The 14,803-nt window shown below is 68.0% G+C and carries 12 protein-coding genes; 7 read left to right on the forward strand and 5 right to left on the reverse strand.

Features of this window, described 5'->3' with window-relative positions:
- Positions 1 to 4 precede the first annotated feature (4 nt).
- The 3 genes from cysS (at position 5) to AB0B61_RS44840 (ending at position 5,415) form a co-directional block, all read left to right on the forward strand.
- Positions 5 to 1,363, forward strand: a complete 1,359-nt coding sequence (gene cysS / locus AB0B61_RS44830; protein ID WP_358446125.1) for a cysteine--tRNA ligase — start codon at positions 5 to 7, stop codon at positions 1,361 to 1,363.
- 163 nt (positions 1,364 to 1,526) lie between these two features.
- Complete coding sequence (locus AB0B61_RS44835; RefSeq protein WP_358446128.1) at positions 1,527 to 4,181, forward strand: penicillin acylase family protein; 2,655 nt, start codon at positions 1,527 to 1,529, stop codon at positions 4,179 to 4,181.
- Between the two features lie 250 nt (positions 4,182 to 4,431).
- Positions 4,432 to 5,415, forward strand: coding sequence for a hypothetical protein (locus AB0B61_RS44840; protein ID WP_358446131.1), 984 nt, complete (start codon positions 4,432 to 4,434; stop codon positions 5,413 to 5,415).
- Positions 5,416 to 5,446: 31 nt separating this feature from the next.
- Here AB0B61_RS44840 and AB0B61_RS44845 read toward each other — a convergent pair whose 3' ends face one another.
- Both AB0B61_RS44845 and AB0B61_RS44850 read right to left on the reverse strand, forming a co-directional pair.
- The gene (locus AB0B61_RS44845) at positions 5,447 to 6,385 is read right to left on the reverse strand and encodes an MBL fold metallo-hydrolase (protein WP_358446133.1); all 939 of its coding nucleotides are present in this window, start codon (positions 6,383 to 6,385) and stop codon (positions 5,447 to 5,449) included.
- Between the two features lie 339 nt (positions 6,386 to 6,724).
- The gene (locus AB0B61_RS44850) at positions 6,725 to 7,156 is read right to left on the reverse strand and encodes a hypothetical protein (protein WP_358446136.1); all 432 of its coding nucleotides are present in this window, start codon (positions 7,154 to 7,156) and stop codon (positions 6,725 to 6,727) included.
- Between the two features lie 75 nt (positions 7,157 to 7,231).
- Between AB0B61_RS44850 and AB0B61_RS44855 the strand changes: the two genes are divergently transcribed.
- The 3 genes from AB0B61_RS44855 to folP all read left to right on the forward strand — a co-directional run bounded on the left by AB0B61_RS44855 (position 7,232) and on the right by folP (position 10,433).
- Positions 7,232 to 8,221: a hypothetical protein gene (locus tag AB0B61_RS44855; RefSeq protein WP_358446139.1), complete on the forward strand. Its 990-nt coding sequence runs from the start codon at positions 7,232 to 7,234 to the stop codon at positions 8,219 to 8,221.
- 323 nt (positions 8,222 to 8,544) lie between these two features.
- A complete protein-coding gene (locus AB0B61_RS44860; RefSeq protein ID WP_358446142.1) occupies positions 8,545 to 9,087 on the forward strand; it encodes a GNAT family protein in 543 nt (180 codons plus the stop codon).
- Between the two features lie 482 nt (positions 9,088 to 9,569).
- Entirely contained in the window at positions 9,570 to 10,433 is an 864-nt protein-coding gene (gene folP, locus AB0B61_RS44865; protein ID WP_358446145.1) for a dihydropteroate synthase, read from the forward strand.
- A gap of 274 nt (positions 10,434 to 10,707) precedes the next feature.
- On the opposite strand, the gene AB0B61_RS44870 is transcribed toward folP, so the two are convergent.
- From AB0B61_RS44870 to mshB, 3 genes are read right to left on the reverse strand one after another with little or no spacing between them, the layout of a single operon-like run.
- The gene (locus tag AB0B61_RS44870) at positions 10,708 to 11,208 is read right to left on the reverse strand and encodes a flavin reductase family protein (RefSeq protein WP_358446148.1); all 501 of its coding nucleotides are present in this window, start codon (positions 11,206 to 11,208) and stop codon (positions 10,708 to 10,710) included.
- 18 nt (positions 11,209 to 11,226) lie between these two features.
- Positions 11,227 to 11,664, reverse strand: a complete 438-nt coding sequence (locus AB0B61_RS44875) for a DUF6113 family protein (protein WP_358446151.1) — start codon at positions 11,662 to 11,664, stop codon at positions 11,227 to 11,229.
- A gap of 11 nt (positions 11,665 to 11,675) precedes the next feature.
- Positions 11,676 to 12,581, reverse strand: a complete 906-nt coding sequence (gene mshB, locus AB0B61_RS44880) for an N-acetyl-1-D-myo-inositol-2-amino-2-deoxy-alpha-D-glucopyranoside deacetylase (RefSeq protein ID WP_358446154.1) — start codon at positions 12,579 to 12,581, stop codon at positions 11,676 to 11,678.
- 29 nt (positions 12,582 to 12,610) lie between these two features.
- On the opposite strand from mshB, the gene AB0B61_RS44885 reads away from it, so the two are divergent.
- Positions 12,611 to 14,677, forward strand: a complete 2,067-nt coding sequence (locus tag AB0B61_RS44885; protein ID WP_358446156.1) for a DPP IV N-terminal domain-containing protein — start codon at positions 12,611 to 12,613, stop codon at positions 14,675 to 14,677.
- The last annotated feature ends 126 nt before the right edge of the window (positions 14,678 to 14,803 follow it).

The raw sequence follows: 14,803 nt of genomic DNA on the forward strand, positions 1-14,803 counted from the left end.
GGGGATGTTGCGGATCTACGACACGCGCGCCAGGCAGGTCGAGGAGATCGCCCCCGCGCGCGCCATGCGCATGTACTCCTGCGGGCCGACGGTCTACCGCCACGCGCACGTCGGCAACCTGCGCTCGCAGCTGCTGTCCGACCTGATCCGGCGAGTCCTGGAGCGGCAGCGGGTGCGCATGGTGGTCTGCCAGAACATCACCGACGTGGGCCATCTGGCCGACGACTCGGAGGCCGGCGAGGACAAGGTGCTCATGCGTGCGCGGGCCGAGGGACGCTCGCCGCGTGACCTGGCCCGCTACTACGAGGACGCCTTCAAGCGGGACACCGCCGCCCTGAACATGCGGCCGCCGGAGCACATGCCCCGCGCGAGCGAGACGATCGAGCTGATGATCGAGCTGATCGCCAAGCTGATCGAGCGGGGACACGCGTACGCGCTTCCGGACGGGGCGGTGTACTTCGACGCCACCTCCTTCCCCACTTACGGCGAAATTTCCGGCAACCGCCTCGACTCCCTCCGTCCCGACGCCACCGACCCCCGCAAGCGCTTCCACGCCGACTGGGCCCTCTGGAAGCCCTCCGACGGCGAACTGTCCTGGGAGGCCCCCTGGGGCCGCGGCTTCCCCGGCTGGCACATCGAGTGCTCGGCCATGTCGCTGCACTTCCTCGGCGAGCGCATCGACCTCCACACCGCCGGCATCGACCTGCGCTTCCCCCACCACGAGGACGAGCGGGCCCAGTCGAACGCGGCGGCCGGCCACGAGGTGGTACGTCATTGGGTGCACGGGGAGCACCTGCTGTTCGACGGGCGGAAGATGGCCAAGTCCACCGGGAACGTGGTGCTGCTGTCGGACGTGACCGAGGCGGGCCTCGATCCGCTGGCCGTACGCCTGGCCTTCCTGGAACACCGCTACCGGCAGCAGCTCAACCTCACCTGGGACACCCTGCACGCGGCCGACAGGACCGTACGGCGCTGGCGGGCGCGGGTGGCGGAGTGGTCGGAGTCGCCCAGCGCGCCGATGGCGGCCGACCACGTGCGGCGGGCGGAGTCGGCCTTCGACGACGACCTCGACACGCCGGCCGCGCTGCGTGCGCTGCGGGAGCTGGAGCGGGACGAGTCGGTGGCGCCGGGGGCGAAGCTGGAGTCGTTCCTGCATCTGGACCAGGTGCTGGGGCTGGACCTGGCCGTCGAGATCGGGCGGTCTCGACGGCCGGCGTTGCCGCCGGGGGCGGCGGAGCTGCTGGCCGAACGGGCGCGGGCTCGGGAGTCCGGGGATTGGGCGGCGTCGGACCGGCTGCGCGAGTCCCTTGTGAGCATGGGCGTCCGGGTTTCCGATACGCCCTCCGGACAGGTGTGGGAGTAGGTTCCGCCTCGGCCGCGGTTCGTGCGGCCCTTCGTTCGCCCTGGCTGACGTCACCATGCCCGGGAACCCCGTAGGCGCCGGTGTTTCAGGAGGGGCTCGTGGGGCGGGAGTAGTGATCGTGGGCTGTCAGACTTGAGGGGCTGCGCGAGAGATGGAGGTCTTAGTGAGGTTGCGGCCCTACGCCTGGATGCCCTGGCCGTTCCGGTGGGTGGCGCGGGCACTGACCGTGGTCCTCGTCCTCGCGCTGGTGCTCGCCGGGGTGCTCGTGTACACGGCGCGACGGTCGTTCCCTCAGGTGGACGGAGCCGTACGGCTACCCGGTTTAACCGGGAATGTGGAGATTTATCGTGATAAAGCGGGAATTCCACAGATCTACGCGGACACGGCCGAGGATCTGTTCATGGCGCAGGGGTTCGTCCACGCGCAGGACCGGTTCTGGGAGATGGACTTCCGGCGGCACGTGACCTCAGGGCGGCTGTCGGAGCTGTTCGGCAAGGCGACGCTCGACAACGACAAGGCCATCCGGACCATGGGCTGGCGCAAGGTGGCCGAGCAGGAGCTGCCCGAGCTGGGCGACCGTACCCGCCGCTATCTCGACGCGTACGCCAAGGGGGTCAACTCCTGGCTCCAGGCCAACCCCAACGCCTCCGACCGGAGCCTCGAATACTCGGTGCTCAAGGTGCAGAACGGGTCCTACAAGCCCGAGCCGTGGACCGCGCTCGACTCCGTCGCCTGGCTCAAGGCCATGGCCTGGGACCTGCGTTCCAACATGGAGGACGAGATCGACCGCGCTTTGGCGCTGACGAAGCTGCCTCGGGCGCGGGTAGAGCAGCTGTACCCGGATTATCCGTACGACAGCCATATGCCGATCGTCACCCAGGGCACGATCGCCGACGACCGCTTCGACCAGCGCGACCGCCTGCCCGCACGCGACACCACCGGCGCTGCTCCACGCGACACCGCTGGCACCACTCCACGCGGGACCACCGGCACCACTCCACGCGGGACCACCGGCGCTACTCCACGCGGGACCACTGCCACTACTCCACGCGGGACCACTCCGCGCGGCCAAGGTGCCGCCAGGGCGCTCGCGCAGGCCGCGAAGGCGCTCGACGCGGTGCCCGGCACGATGAGCGCCGAGGACCGCGAGGGCATCGGGTCGAACTCGTGGGTGGTCTCCGGCGAGCACACGGCCAGTGGCAAGCCCTTGCTGGCGAACGACCCGCACCTGTCGGCGCAGATGCCGTCCGTCTGGTACCAGGTCGGGCTGCACTGCCGGAAGATCACCGAATCCTGCGCCTATGACGTGACCGGGTTCAGCTTCTCCGGCGTTCCCGGCGTGGTCATCGGCCACACCGACAAGATCGCCTGGGGCTTCACCAACCTGGGCCCCGACGTGGCCGACCTGTTCCTGGAGCGGGTGAAGGGCGACACGTACCTGTACAAGGGCGAGTCGGTGAAGCTGGAGACCAGGCAGGAAAAGATCAAGGTGGCCGGCGGCGCCACGGTCACCCTGAACGTCAGGAGCACCCGGCACGGCCCACTGATCAACGAGGTGATGGGCGACGTCGAACCGAGCGACGGCGCGAACGCCGTGGCCCTCCAGTGGACCGCCCTGACGCCCGGCACCACGGTCGACGCGATCTTCGCGCTGAACGCGGCCACCGACTGGCAGGAGTTCCGCGCCGCGGCCTCGCTCTTCGACGTGCCCGCGCAGAACCTGGTGTACGCCGACACCGAGGGCCACATCGGCTACCAGGCTCCCGGCCGGATCCCCGTACGCCAGAAGGGCGACGGCACGTGGCCGGTGCCCGGCTGGACCGGCGAGTACGACTGGCGCACCGCCCCCATCCCCTACGACCAGCTGCCCTCCTTGGAGGACCCCGCCGACGGCTACATCGTGACGGCCAACAACGCGGTCATCGACCCCCGGCAGTACCGGCCGCTGCTGACCAAGGACTGGGCGTACGGCTATCGCTCCCAGCGCATCATCGACCGGCTCAACCAGGAGATCGCGAAGGGCAAGGTCGACGCCACGACCATGTCCAAGATCCAGCAGGACACCCAGAACGGTCTGGCCAAGACCCTGGTCCCCGCCCTGATACGAGTGCCTCTGGCGGGCCCGGCCGTACAGGCCAGGCAGCTGCTGAAGAGCTGGGAGGGCTCGCAGGGCGTCGACTCGGCTCCCGCCGCGTACTTCAACGCGGTCTGGCGGCAACTGCTCAAGCTGACGTTCGACGACGACCTGCCCGCCGGTGCCAGGCCGAACGGCGGCGACCGCTGGTACGAGGTGATCAAGCGGCTGCTCGAAAGCCCCGACGACCCGTTCTGGGACGACACCACGACCAAGGGCCGTACCGAGACCCGCGACGACATCGTCCAGCAGGCGCTCGCCTCGGCCTACCAGGAGGTGTCCGACCGACTCGGCACGGACATCAAGGCCTGGCGCTGGGGCGACCTGCACCAACTGACACTCACCAACGGCTCACTCGGCACATCAGGCATCGCCCCCATCGAGGCGCTCTTCAACCGCGGCCCGTTCGAGGTCCCGGGCAGCAAGGACGCCCCGAACGCCACCGGCTGGAACGCGCAGCGCGACTACACGGTGACTTCGGTACCGTCGATGCGGATGATCGTCGACCTGGGCGACCTGGACAAGTCTGGATGGATCAACCTGACGGGGGCTTCGGGGCACGCGTTCCACGACAACTACTGGGATCAGGCACCGCTGTGGGCAAAGGGAGAATTACTCCCGATGTATTCGAAACCGGCAACCGTCAAAAAGGCCGCCGTCCACACGCTGCGCCTCACTCCTTGACCTTGACTTGGCGGGGTTGACCCTGCCCTGGCGGGGCAATCCCTGACCACGCGACCCACTCGCTGACCCCTGCGCCTCACCCCCCGATCTGAGGCCTACTCCCTGACCTGGCAGCTCACTTCCTGACCCTTGCGCTTCACCCCCGACCAGGCGCCTCACCCCTGAGGTAGCGCCTACGACCACAGCTGTATGTGGAATCAAGACCCTGGGCTGACGCCCGCAGCCCCACCTCCACGTCACCATGGCGGACATGACCCGCCTCTGGTACCTGATCGGACTGCTCCTGATCATCTCCGGGCTCGTCCACCTGGGCGTGCTCGTGGTCGACGGCGGGCCGTGGGACGGCCCTGTGTCGTGGCGCAAACCGTTCACGTTCGGGGTCTCGTTCGGGTTAAGCGTGCTTTCGCTCACCTGGGTGTCCCAATGCATCCGGCTACGCGGACGCAACATCCTCCTGGGCGTCTTCGCCGTGGCCTCGGTCGTGGAGGTCACACTCATCAGCGTGCAGGCGTGGCGCGGCGTGCCCTCGCATTTCAACATGTCCACCGACGTGGACTCGCTCATAGCCAGAATCCTGGCCGCCGGCGGCTTCACCCTGATCGCCGTAGCAATCTTCATGACCATCTCCGCCTTCCGCCCATCACTCCCGATTCCCGGCGAGTCACCAAGCAAGGGCCCCGGCGGCTCTTCCACCACGGGTCTAGCACCCACCACGAGTCCTGGTGGGTCACCCAGCACGAGTCTTAGTGGGTCGCCCAGTGTCCGTCTGGCCGAATCGTCGCCCAGCACGCGTCTGGCCGTCCAGGCCGGGTTCGGCACGTTCCTCGCGGCGATGGCCTTCGGGGGCATCATGATCGCCCGCGGAGTGGTCGAGACCCTGACCGGCTCTCAGCAGCTTGCCTACACGGTGGCCGGATCGCTCAAGCCCGCCCACGCCATCCTCATGCACGGCGTGCTGCTCCTACCCGCCCTGGCCTGGCTCCTCTCCCGCACCCACCCGTCCGAGCAGACCCGCCTGCGTGTCGTACGACTGGCGATCTGGACGTACATCACCGTCTCCGCGATCGTCTCGACCCTGGCCCTCTTCGACATCACCATCGTCAGCCCGTCAACCGCCTCCGTGCTCTGCGCGGGCGCGATCTCAGGCCTGGCCATCGGCGCGCTGACCCTGGGCACGCTCCTCCCCCGCCCGCAGACGCACAGCCCTCACACATCAGGAGACGAAGGAACATGACTCCCCCACCCGCTGGCGCACACCCCACACATCAGGAAACGAAGGAACGCGACTCCCCGATCGCCAGATCCCATAGACCTTCTCGTGGCAAGCTCTGGGCGCGCCAAGCGGACCGTGCGGCCTCGATCGGCGCCAGCAGCGGCTCCCCCGACAGCACGAACGTGCCCCAGTGCATGGTGGCCATCCGTCGCGCCCCGACGTCCAGACAGCCCCGCACCGCCTCCTCGGGGTTGACGTGCGCGGCCTTCATGAACCAGTGCGGCTCATACGCCCCCACCGGCATGAGCGCCAGGTCCAGCCCACCGAACCTGTCCCCGATCTGCGCCAGCCGGTCTCCATAGCCGGTGTCGCCCGCGAAGTAGACCGAGCGGTCGATCACCCACCCACCCCAAAGCGTCTTGCACGTGTCCCAGACGGTCCGCCGACTCCAGTGGTGGGCGGGTACGAAGTCGAACGTGACATCGCCGATCGACGTGGACTCCCACCAGTCCAGCTCCGTCACCCGGGTGAAGCCGCGCCGGTCGAACCAGGCCTTCAGCCGGGCGGGCACGAGGATCGGCGTGTCCCTCGGCAGCTTGCGCATGGTGGGCGCGTCCAGGTGGTCGTAGTGGTTGTGGCTGATCACCACGGCGTCGATCCTCGGCAGGTCGCTCCAGGCGACACCCGGAGGCGTCAGCCGCTGCCGTACACCAGGAATCCTGCGCGACCACACCGGATCGGTCAGGATCGTTAACCCTCTGATCTGCAGGACGAATGTGGAGTGACCCACCCAGGTGACCATGGTCTCGCCGGTGGCGGCCCGAGGAAGACCGCCGTTACGCAGCACCGGAATCTGGTCGGCGTCACCGATGTCCGGACGGAACGCGCCGTGCCAGGTGACGCTCAGCAGCTCACGAAACTCGGGGAGGGGGGCGGTGAGGCGGTCCTTGAAGCTGTCCGGCCAGTGCGGGACTTCGATCGTCTGCGTCATACGCGTCGCTCTGCCCTACGTAGCGGATCAGTCACTCCCACCAATCCCGACCTGCACCCCTTCCCCACCAGAGGGGTACACGGATCACCCCAACGGACACCAAACCCCGCCCTACCAGAGGCATGCACGGACCCCCCGACCAACCCCAACGCCCGCCTCCTCTCGGCCAGAGGCGGGGCGGGCCACCCCGACCAACACCCCCTCCCCACCAGAGGCGCACATTGATCACCCCGACCAGCCACGACCCCCGACCGGACGGAGCCCAGCCAGAGACGGACACGGATCACCCAACCCACCGCGACCCCGACCGGATGGAGCACGGTCAGAGGCGTACATGGGTCATCCGGAGTCACCGCGTCCCGCGCTCCTTCTCCACCAGAGGGGTGCGCGTGGGTACCCACCGTCGTCGAGTCCGGCCAGCCGTTCGAAGACGTTGTACGAGGCCTGGTGCCCACAGACCACTACGGACACGAGCATGGCCACCAAGTAGAGCGGAAGCATCGGCAGGCCGACACACCAGGCCCACTGGGTGGCGTGCCGGCCCTCGTGCCGGATGAGCTGGTCTTCGAGCGAGTCGCGCCTGGTCAGGACGACATTTCCGACGGTGAAGGCCCCGGCGATGGGGAAGCGGTAGCGGTAGCCCAACGCGAGGATGAGGCCGTTGGGCCCACTCTGCCTCGCGGCACCACCTACGACGGAGATCAACAGACCGAGCGGGGTGGAGAGGTTGACGTAGTTCACCGCCCGCCGGAACCGATAGCGCCTGTTCATGCGTTTCAGCCTTGACCAATCTTGACAAGACGGAATAATGATCCGCGTCCTGAAATCTCCCCCAAGAGCAGGATTATGAGATTCACCATCGTGGGCGCGCTGGTCGGCACCATGGCCTTGGCTGGAGCCGGCGGAGTCGCGATCACCCAGACGTCAGCGTCCGATCCCCTCAATTCCACTGGCCCTCCTCTCCGCGTAGAGGTGGCGTTACCCGCCGCCGCCCCGACGACGACCCCCGCCCCTAAAGTCGGGAAGTACACCGCGAAGACGAAGGTCGTCAAGAAGAAGGGCGTCTCGTATCTGGATGTCTCCATCAAGTACGACGGAGCGGCCAGGTTCAGTGTGAAACAGAAGGTCTGCAAGGCCAAGTCGTGCAAGACCACGGCCACCGACCTCCCCGTGACCACCGGCGCCGGGCAGATCAGCAAGAAGATCGGCAAGGGCAGCTACAAGGTCAAGGGCAAACCCGGCATCAAGGTCAACGTCCTGCCCTGGCCCACCCGTACCGTGACAGCCACCCCAACGGCGACGGCCACGGCGACGATCACCGGCACCCCTGGCACCAGCGATTCGGCAACCGATACGGCTACCACGACAGTGACCGAAACAGCCACGGCGACCACCACGGTCACCCAGCAGGCCACAGTCACGGTCACTGAAGCCGCCCCGGCGGCCACCGTCACCGCCACGGTCACCTTCACCTGCCAACCCAGCACCGCAGAACCGTTGGCCCCCACCGAAACCCCAACAACCCCAGGAACCCCGACAACCTCGGTAATCCCGACAACCTCGATTACCCCGGAACCCACCCCGACCCCGACCCCGCCGGTCACTGCGTCGAACACGACGTCTGAGACAGCGACCGAGACTGCGTCGAGCACAGCGCCCGAGGCAGCGCCCGAGACGGCGACATCGACCGAGTCCGCTGCAGACCCGGTCCCCACGTGCCCGGCAGCGGCGGAAACGCCGTCGGCGACCCCCACGGCGGAAACACCGGCGCTCACGGACACGCCGTCCGAAACACCGGCGCCAACGGACACGACCCCGGCTCCCGAGGCCCAATAACCCCGCCCCGCCGACCCGGCTCCCCTTCCGGCGCCGGGTCGGCGGTCACCGTGCACCTCGGCACACAGACACCTAGGCGCACAGGCGTACGAGCACATGGCCACACGCGCGGGAGGCGCCCAGGCACACAGGGCCCCGTTGTGCTCCGATGCCGGGTCTACGGTGAGTCCAGCGGGCCGTAGGCACGCATCGCGGCGGTCGGCCCGAGGGGGTTCCAAAAGGATCTTTCGCCTTTGGTTTTAAGGCGTGCTTAGGCTCCTACAGGTCCTGACGCAACGGGCGTTGGTTTGCCGCCGGCCAGCCCGGTCGGATAGGAAGCTCGCATGCTAAAGGGCAGCAAAGTCGGGCTCAGGGCCCGGCACGAGGACGACATCCCGATCCTTCAGGTCGAGCTCTACGACGACGTGGTCACCCACTCGCGGGCCCAAGGCCGGCCGTGGCGGCCGATCACGCCCGGCTCGAGGGACTCGCCGCTCGTGGTGGACGACAAGGAGCAGGGGCACGTCCCGTTCTCCGTGGTGGAGCTGGACGGTGGCACGCTGGTCGGCACGGCGGTGCTGTGGGGCATCGACAACCACAACCGGTCCGCGCACATCGGGCTGGGGCTGCTGGCGTCCTCCCGCGGCAAGGGCTACGGCACCGACGTGGTCGCGGTGCTGTGCCACTACGGTTTCGTCGTACTCGGCCTGCAGCGGCTGCAGATCGAGACGCTGTCGGACAACGCCGCGATGCTGCGCTCCGCCGAGCGCAACGGCTTCGTCCGCGAGGGCGTGCTGCGCTCCTCGGCCTGGGTGATGGGCGAGTTCCTGGACGAGGTACTGCTCGGGCTCCTCGTCCAGGACTGGAGGCCGGACTCGAAGGGCTAGGCTGCCGCCCGACGGTCAAGGGCGGGCCGCGGAGCCGACATGTGCGGCCGAGAGACAGGACGGCTCATCGCGTTAGAGCCTCTTAAGGCTCAGCGGCCGTCTGACACTCCCGCAGCGGCTGCTCGGCTTGCGTTGGGCGGCAGCGGCGGGAAGACCAGGCTTCCGCCTCGGCCACGTACGGACTACCGGGTGGGCAGGCGGGCAGGTGGAATGATCATTCTTGAGCCCGAGCCCCGGGCCGGAGGCAGCTCTGAGGTGAGCGGATGAACAGCGGCCTCCTTGACTTGAACAAAGAACACCCCTGCCCTGAGCCTTTTCATGGGCTCTGGTCGGCTTCTTGGTTGCGGACGGTTCGACCTTTCTTCAGGCTGCGAGCTGACAGCAGGCGGTAACGAACATGGTTTGATTGGACTGGGATCCATCAGCTTCCCCATGGTGCTGCACTGGATCATTCATTTCAGACGGAGTTGAGCGTAATGCAGGTGTACTACCCCAAGCTCATTGCACCGATACGGAGAGTGGGGAGGCGAGAATTCGACCTAGCGCGACACATCGTCGTGATGGCGATTGTGAATCGCACGCCAAACTCGGGCCTAGATCCGAATCGGTCGATGGAGCTTGGTGAGGCGATCGCGACTGCGGAGCGGGCGCTACGGGATGGCGCGGAATGGCTTGACGTAGGGGGTCGGGCGTTCCGCTCTGATCAGCCGCCGTTGTCGGGGGCGGAAGAGATAGACCGGGTGGTGCCAGTGATCAAAGGCATCCGGGAGAAGAGCGACGCCGTTATCAGTGTGGACACCCACCTCCCGGAGGTCGCGGAGGCGGCTTACAAAGCGGGTGCCGATGTGATCAATGACACGAACGGGCTCCGTTCGCCGGGAATGGCGAGCCTTATTGCCGAGACGGGGATGAGCGTTGTCATTACCCACAGCATCGGAGGGCCGGGGGAGGTAGTAGCGAGTCCCCAATATGGGGATATCGTCAGCGAGGTGACAGCGTTTCTTCGTCAGCGGGCGGACGCCGCGGTCGGGCACGGCATCAAACCGGAGAAAATCTTTATCGATCCAGGTCACGACCTGAACAAGACCACCGAGCACTCGAACACGATAACTCGCCGGTTGGGAGAGATCGCGGCGATTGGATATCCCGTACTAGTGGCGTGCAGCAATAAGCATTTCATTCGGGAAAGCCTCGGGGTAGGGCGAGACAGCGAAGAGCTGAAGGTAGGAACGATCGCGGCGAACACGATGTGTGTTCATCAGGGCGCGCGGGTCGTACGGGTCCATGATGTCGCAGGGAATGTCACTGCGATGAGAGCGGCGGAATCACTACTCGGTTTGGCGTAAATCTGTGCGGCGGGAGCCAAGCCACCCACCTGATGCGTAGCGTCCGAAGGGCGAGCGTTAAGCGAGCGGCGGCTTGGCGGACATCTTCTGAGGTGCGCGGCCGGTGCGTGAGCTCGGCGAGTCGAGCAGGCCTACATCACGCAGTATGACGCGCCACCCCCCAAACGATATGACGCGGGGGTGCTCAGCTCAGGGAGAGCGCCTTTCGGAGCGGGACGGGCGGTAGCGTGCCCTCAGTCCCCAGCCGCACACCCGGGCCGGCCGTGAATCATGCTCATAAGGTCTTGTAGCGGCCCTGGTGGTAAAGCAGCGGACGGTCGTCGGCCCGCGCGCCGAGCGCGGTAACCCCACCCACCACGATCGAGTGGTCGCCGCCCTCATGGACGGAGGTCGTCCGGGCCTCCAGCGTCGCCACGGCGTCGGTGAAGAGGGCCACGCCCGATTCGCCCCGATGGTGCGTCCAACGCTCCAGCTGCCCGTCGAGCTCCCGCCCCCGATGCGCGAAGAACCGCGACGCGTCCTCCATGGAGGCCGGCAGCACCGAGACCCCCCACACACCCGCCTCCACCACGGCGTCGTGGAATCGGGCGACCTTCTCCGCGCAGAACAGTACGAGCAGCGGGTCCAGTGACACGGACGTGAACGAGTTCACGGTCATCGCGTGATCGATCCCGTCGAGCCTGGTCGTGACGATCGCGACGCCGGTGGCGAACCGGCCGACCACCTTGCGGTAGATGTCCCGATCGACGTGCTGCTCTGTGGAACCATGGTGCACGATCGCTACTTTATGCCTCTAAGTCGGGTTCCTTGGTTGCTGGCCATGCAACAACCAGGAACCGCCGCCCGACGAGGGCGCCAGCCAGAAGGCCACGAGCACCGCCGCCATGCCCCCGTACAGGTAGACGAACCCGGCGGGGCCGTTACCGGAGATCACCAGGTCGCCCTGCGACAGCTTGAGCGAGAACGGCATGGACACCAGCAGCCACCCGAACGCCGTCACCGACACCCCGAGGCGCGAACCCATGAGCTTGCCCGCCCCGAGACAGACCGCGAAGAGCGCGAGCAGCCAGCCGATCGCCGAGCCCGGGATCAGCCCGATGAACGGGAGAGGACCGAGGTGCCATATCGCCTGCGTGAACCCGCCCACGATGCCCATGACCAGCCCCAACACGAACAGCATGCCGTAGGCGGCCCCACCCAACGCCGACTCGGCGTGGCTGCGTTGCTCCATGAAGAACGAGGTTAGTGGATGCCCGCGAAGAGATCGTTCTCGCGGTTGTGCGGCGCTCCCATCCCGCCCGCCTCGATCGGCGCGCCAGGCATCGCGTGGCCGGGCGTGCCGAGCGCCAGGATGTAGTGCTCGACGCCCAGCGCCTCCTGGCCGATGTTGTTCGAGAGCGCGAACCACGGGTCGTTCACACTGATCTGCGTGGCGTGCGCGCGCATGGCGTCCAGCTTGTTGCCGACCCACGGCCGCGCGTCGATCTCCGTGGTGATCACCTCGTCGGGGCTGGCGAACGGCATGTCGTCGACGTCCTCGACGAGAAAGCCGACGTCGGCCGCACGCAGCGCCTCAGCCATGCGCCGCATCACCGACTTGGCGACGGCCGTGTGGTAGAACTTCGTGATCCGCCACGGCGCGCCTTCCCCGAAGCGCGGGTCGGCGGCGAGTTCGTACGCCCGCCGCGAAACGCGATGTGCCTGAATGTGGTCGGGATGCCCATAGAACCCGTTGTCGTCATAAGTGACCAGGACCTGCGGCCGTACCTCGCGGATGACCTTGACCAGCTCGCCCGCCGCCTCGTCGAGTTCGGCCTGCCAGAACGCGTTGGACCGGTCGTTGGAGGCGACGCCCATCATGCCCGAATCGCGCCAACGGCCCGGCACGCCCAGAAAGCGGTGGTCCTCGACGCCGAGCGCCTTGCAGGCCATCGCGAGTTCGGCGATGCGGTGCGTGCCCAACGTGTCGTCGCGGTCGGCGGCCAGGTGGGCGAGCTCCGGGGGGATGACCTCCCCCTCCTCACCGAGCGTGCAGGTCACGAGCGTGACGTGCGCGCCCTCCGCCGCGTACTTGGCCATCGTCGCGCCGGTGCCGATCGACTCGTCGTCGGGGTGGGCGTGCACCAGCAGCAGCCGTCGGTCAGTCATGCGTTCGAGCGTACTGGCAGGATTAGGGCATGAGTGAGAGCTTCCCGCGCCTGTCGGCCAGGACCCGCAGGTTCACCCTCGGAGTGCCCAGGGGCTTCACGATCTCCCCCGACGGCGGCAAAGTCGTGTTCCTGCGTACGAAGTCCGGCACCGACCCGGTGACGTGCCTGTGGGAACTCGACACCGAGACGCACGTCGAACGCCTCGTGGTCGACCCGCGCACGCTCGACGCCGACGACGGCGATCTCCCGCCAGAGGAGCGCGCCCGGCGCGAGCGCAGCCGCGAGCAGGCGGGCGGCGTGGTCGGCTACAGCACCGACTCCTCGGTGAGCAGGGCCGCCTTCGCGCTGGCCGGTGGCCTGTACGTCACCGACCTGCCCAACGGCGACACCCGGCGGCTGGAGACGCCGGGCGCGGTCATCGACCCGCGCATCTCCCCCGACGGCCAGCGTGTCGCGTACGTCAGCGGGGGCGCCCTACGGGTGCACGACCTCGCGGCAGACGACGACCGCGCCCTCGCGGAGCCCGAGTCGCCGACCGTCACATACGGCCTGGCCGAGTTCATCGCCGCCGAGGAGATGGACCGGATGCGTGGCCACTGGTGGTCGCCGTCGAGCGACGCGCTCCTGGTCGAACGGGCCGACGAGGCCCCGGTCCACACCTGGCACATCGCCGACCCGGCCAACCCGGACCGGCCCGCGACGGCCCAGCGCTATCCGGCCGCCGGCACGCCCAACGCGGTGACCCAGTTGTTCGTGCTCGGAGTCGACGGGTCGCGCGTGGCGGTGCCGTACGAGGACGAATACCTCACGACGGCCGCCTGGAGCTCCCATGCGCTGTCGATCGTGACCATGTCGCGTGATCAGAAGAGGCTGCGCTTGTTCGCGGTCGATCCGGCGACCGGCGAGTCCACGCTGATCCGTGAGGACACCGATCCGGCGTGGGTCGACGTCGTCACCGGCGTGCCCGCCCACCTCGACGACGGCTCGCTGGTCTGGGTGGCCGCCGCCGACGGCGGCAATCGCCTGTTCGTGGGTGATCGCGCCGTCACCCCGCCCACTCTGCAAGTACGCGCGGTGCTCGACGTCGACCACGACAGTGTGCTGTTCAGCGCCAGCGGCGACCCCACCGAGATCCAGCTGTGGACCTGGGACGGCCACTCGCTGCTGCCCGTGTCGACCCGGTCCGGCGTGTTCTCTGGGCGGATGTCCGGCGGCGTCGGCGTACTGACCGAGCAGAGCCTCGACACCGAGGGCGTGTCCACCACGGTCGTACGGCGTGACGGCATGGCCATCCCGATCCCCTCTCTGGCCGAGCGCCCTGGCCTCGACCTGCGGGTCTCACTCGGCCGCTCCGGCCGCCGCGACCTCTCCACCGCCGTGGTGCTGCCCTCCTGGCACGAGCAGGGCTCGCGCAAGCTGCCGGTCTTGATGGATCCGTACGGCGGGCCGCACGCGCAGCGGGTGCTCAACCGTCGCGGCGGCTACCTGGAGAGCCAGTGGTTCGCCGAGCAGGGCTTCGCCGTCATCGTGGCCGACGGCCGCGGCACCCCGGGCAGGGGCCCCGCCTTCGAACGCGCCGTACTCAACGACCTGGCCACGCCCCCGCTGGAGGACCAGATCGACGCCCTGCAGGGGGTGGCCGAGCAGTACCCCGATGACCTCGACCTGACGAAGGTGGCCATCAGGGGCTGGTCGTTCGGCGGCTTCCTGGCGGCGCTGGCCGTGCTGCGCCGGCCCGACGTGTTCCATGCCGCGGTGGCGGGCGCGCCGGTGACGGACTGGCGGTTGTACGACACGTGTTACACGGAGCGGTACCTGGGGCATCCGGACGAGCAGGCTGACGTGTACGACAACTCCTCGCTGTTCGGCGATGCGGCCAAGCTGGAGCGGCCGCTGCTGCTGATCCACGGACTGGCCGACGACAACGTCGTGGCCGCGCACACGCTTCGCCTGTCGTCGGCGCTCCTGGCGGCGGGGCGGCAGCACAGTGTGCTTCCGCTGTCGGGCGTCACCCATATGACGCCGCAGGAGGTCGTGGCGGAGAACTTGCTGCTGCTGCAGGTGGAGTTCCTGAAGAGGTCCTTGGGCGTGTGACCGCCTGGGCCGTGGCCCGGCTTCTCGCGCTGCAGGTAACTGTAGGAGGGCGTCCCGCCCTGTAGATGCCACCGGGGCCGGGCAGCGCTGCCTCCCCGCGCTGTGGGTGGCGGTGGCACTGGTTGG

Source organism: Nonomuraea sp. NPDC049158, assembly GCF_040648335.1.
Lineage (GTDB): Bacteria > Actinomycetota > Actinomycetes > Streptosporangiales > Streptosporangiaceae > Nonomuraea.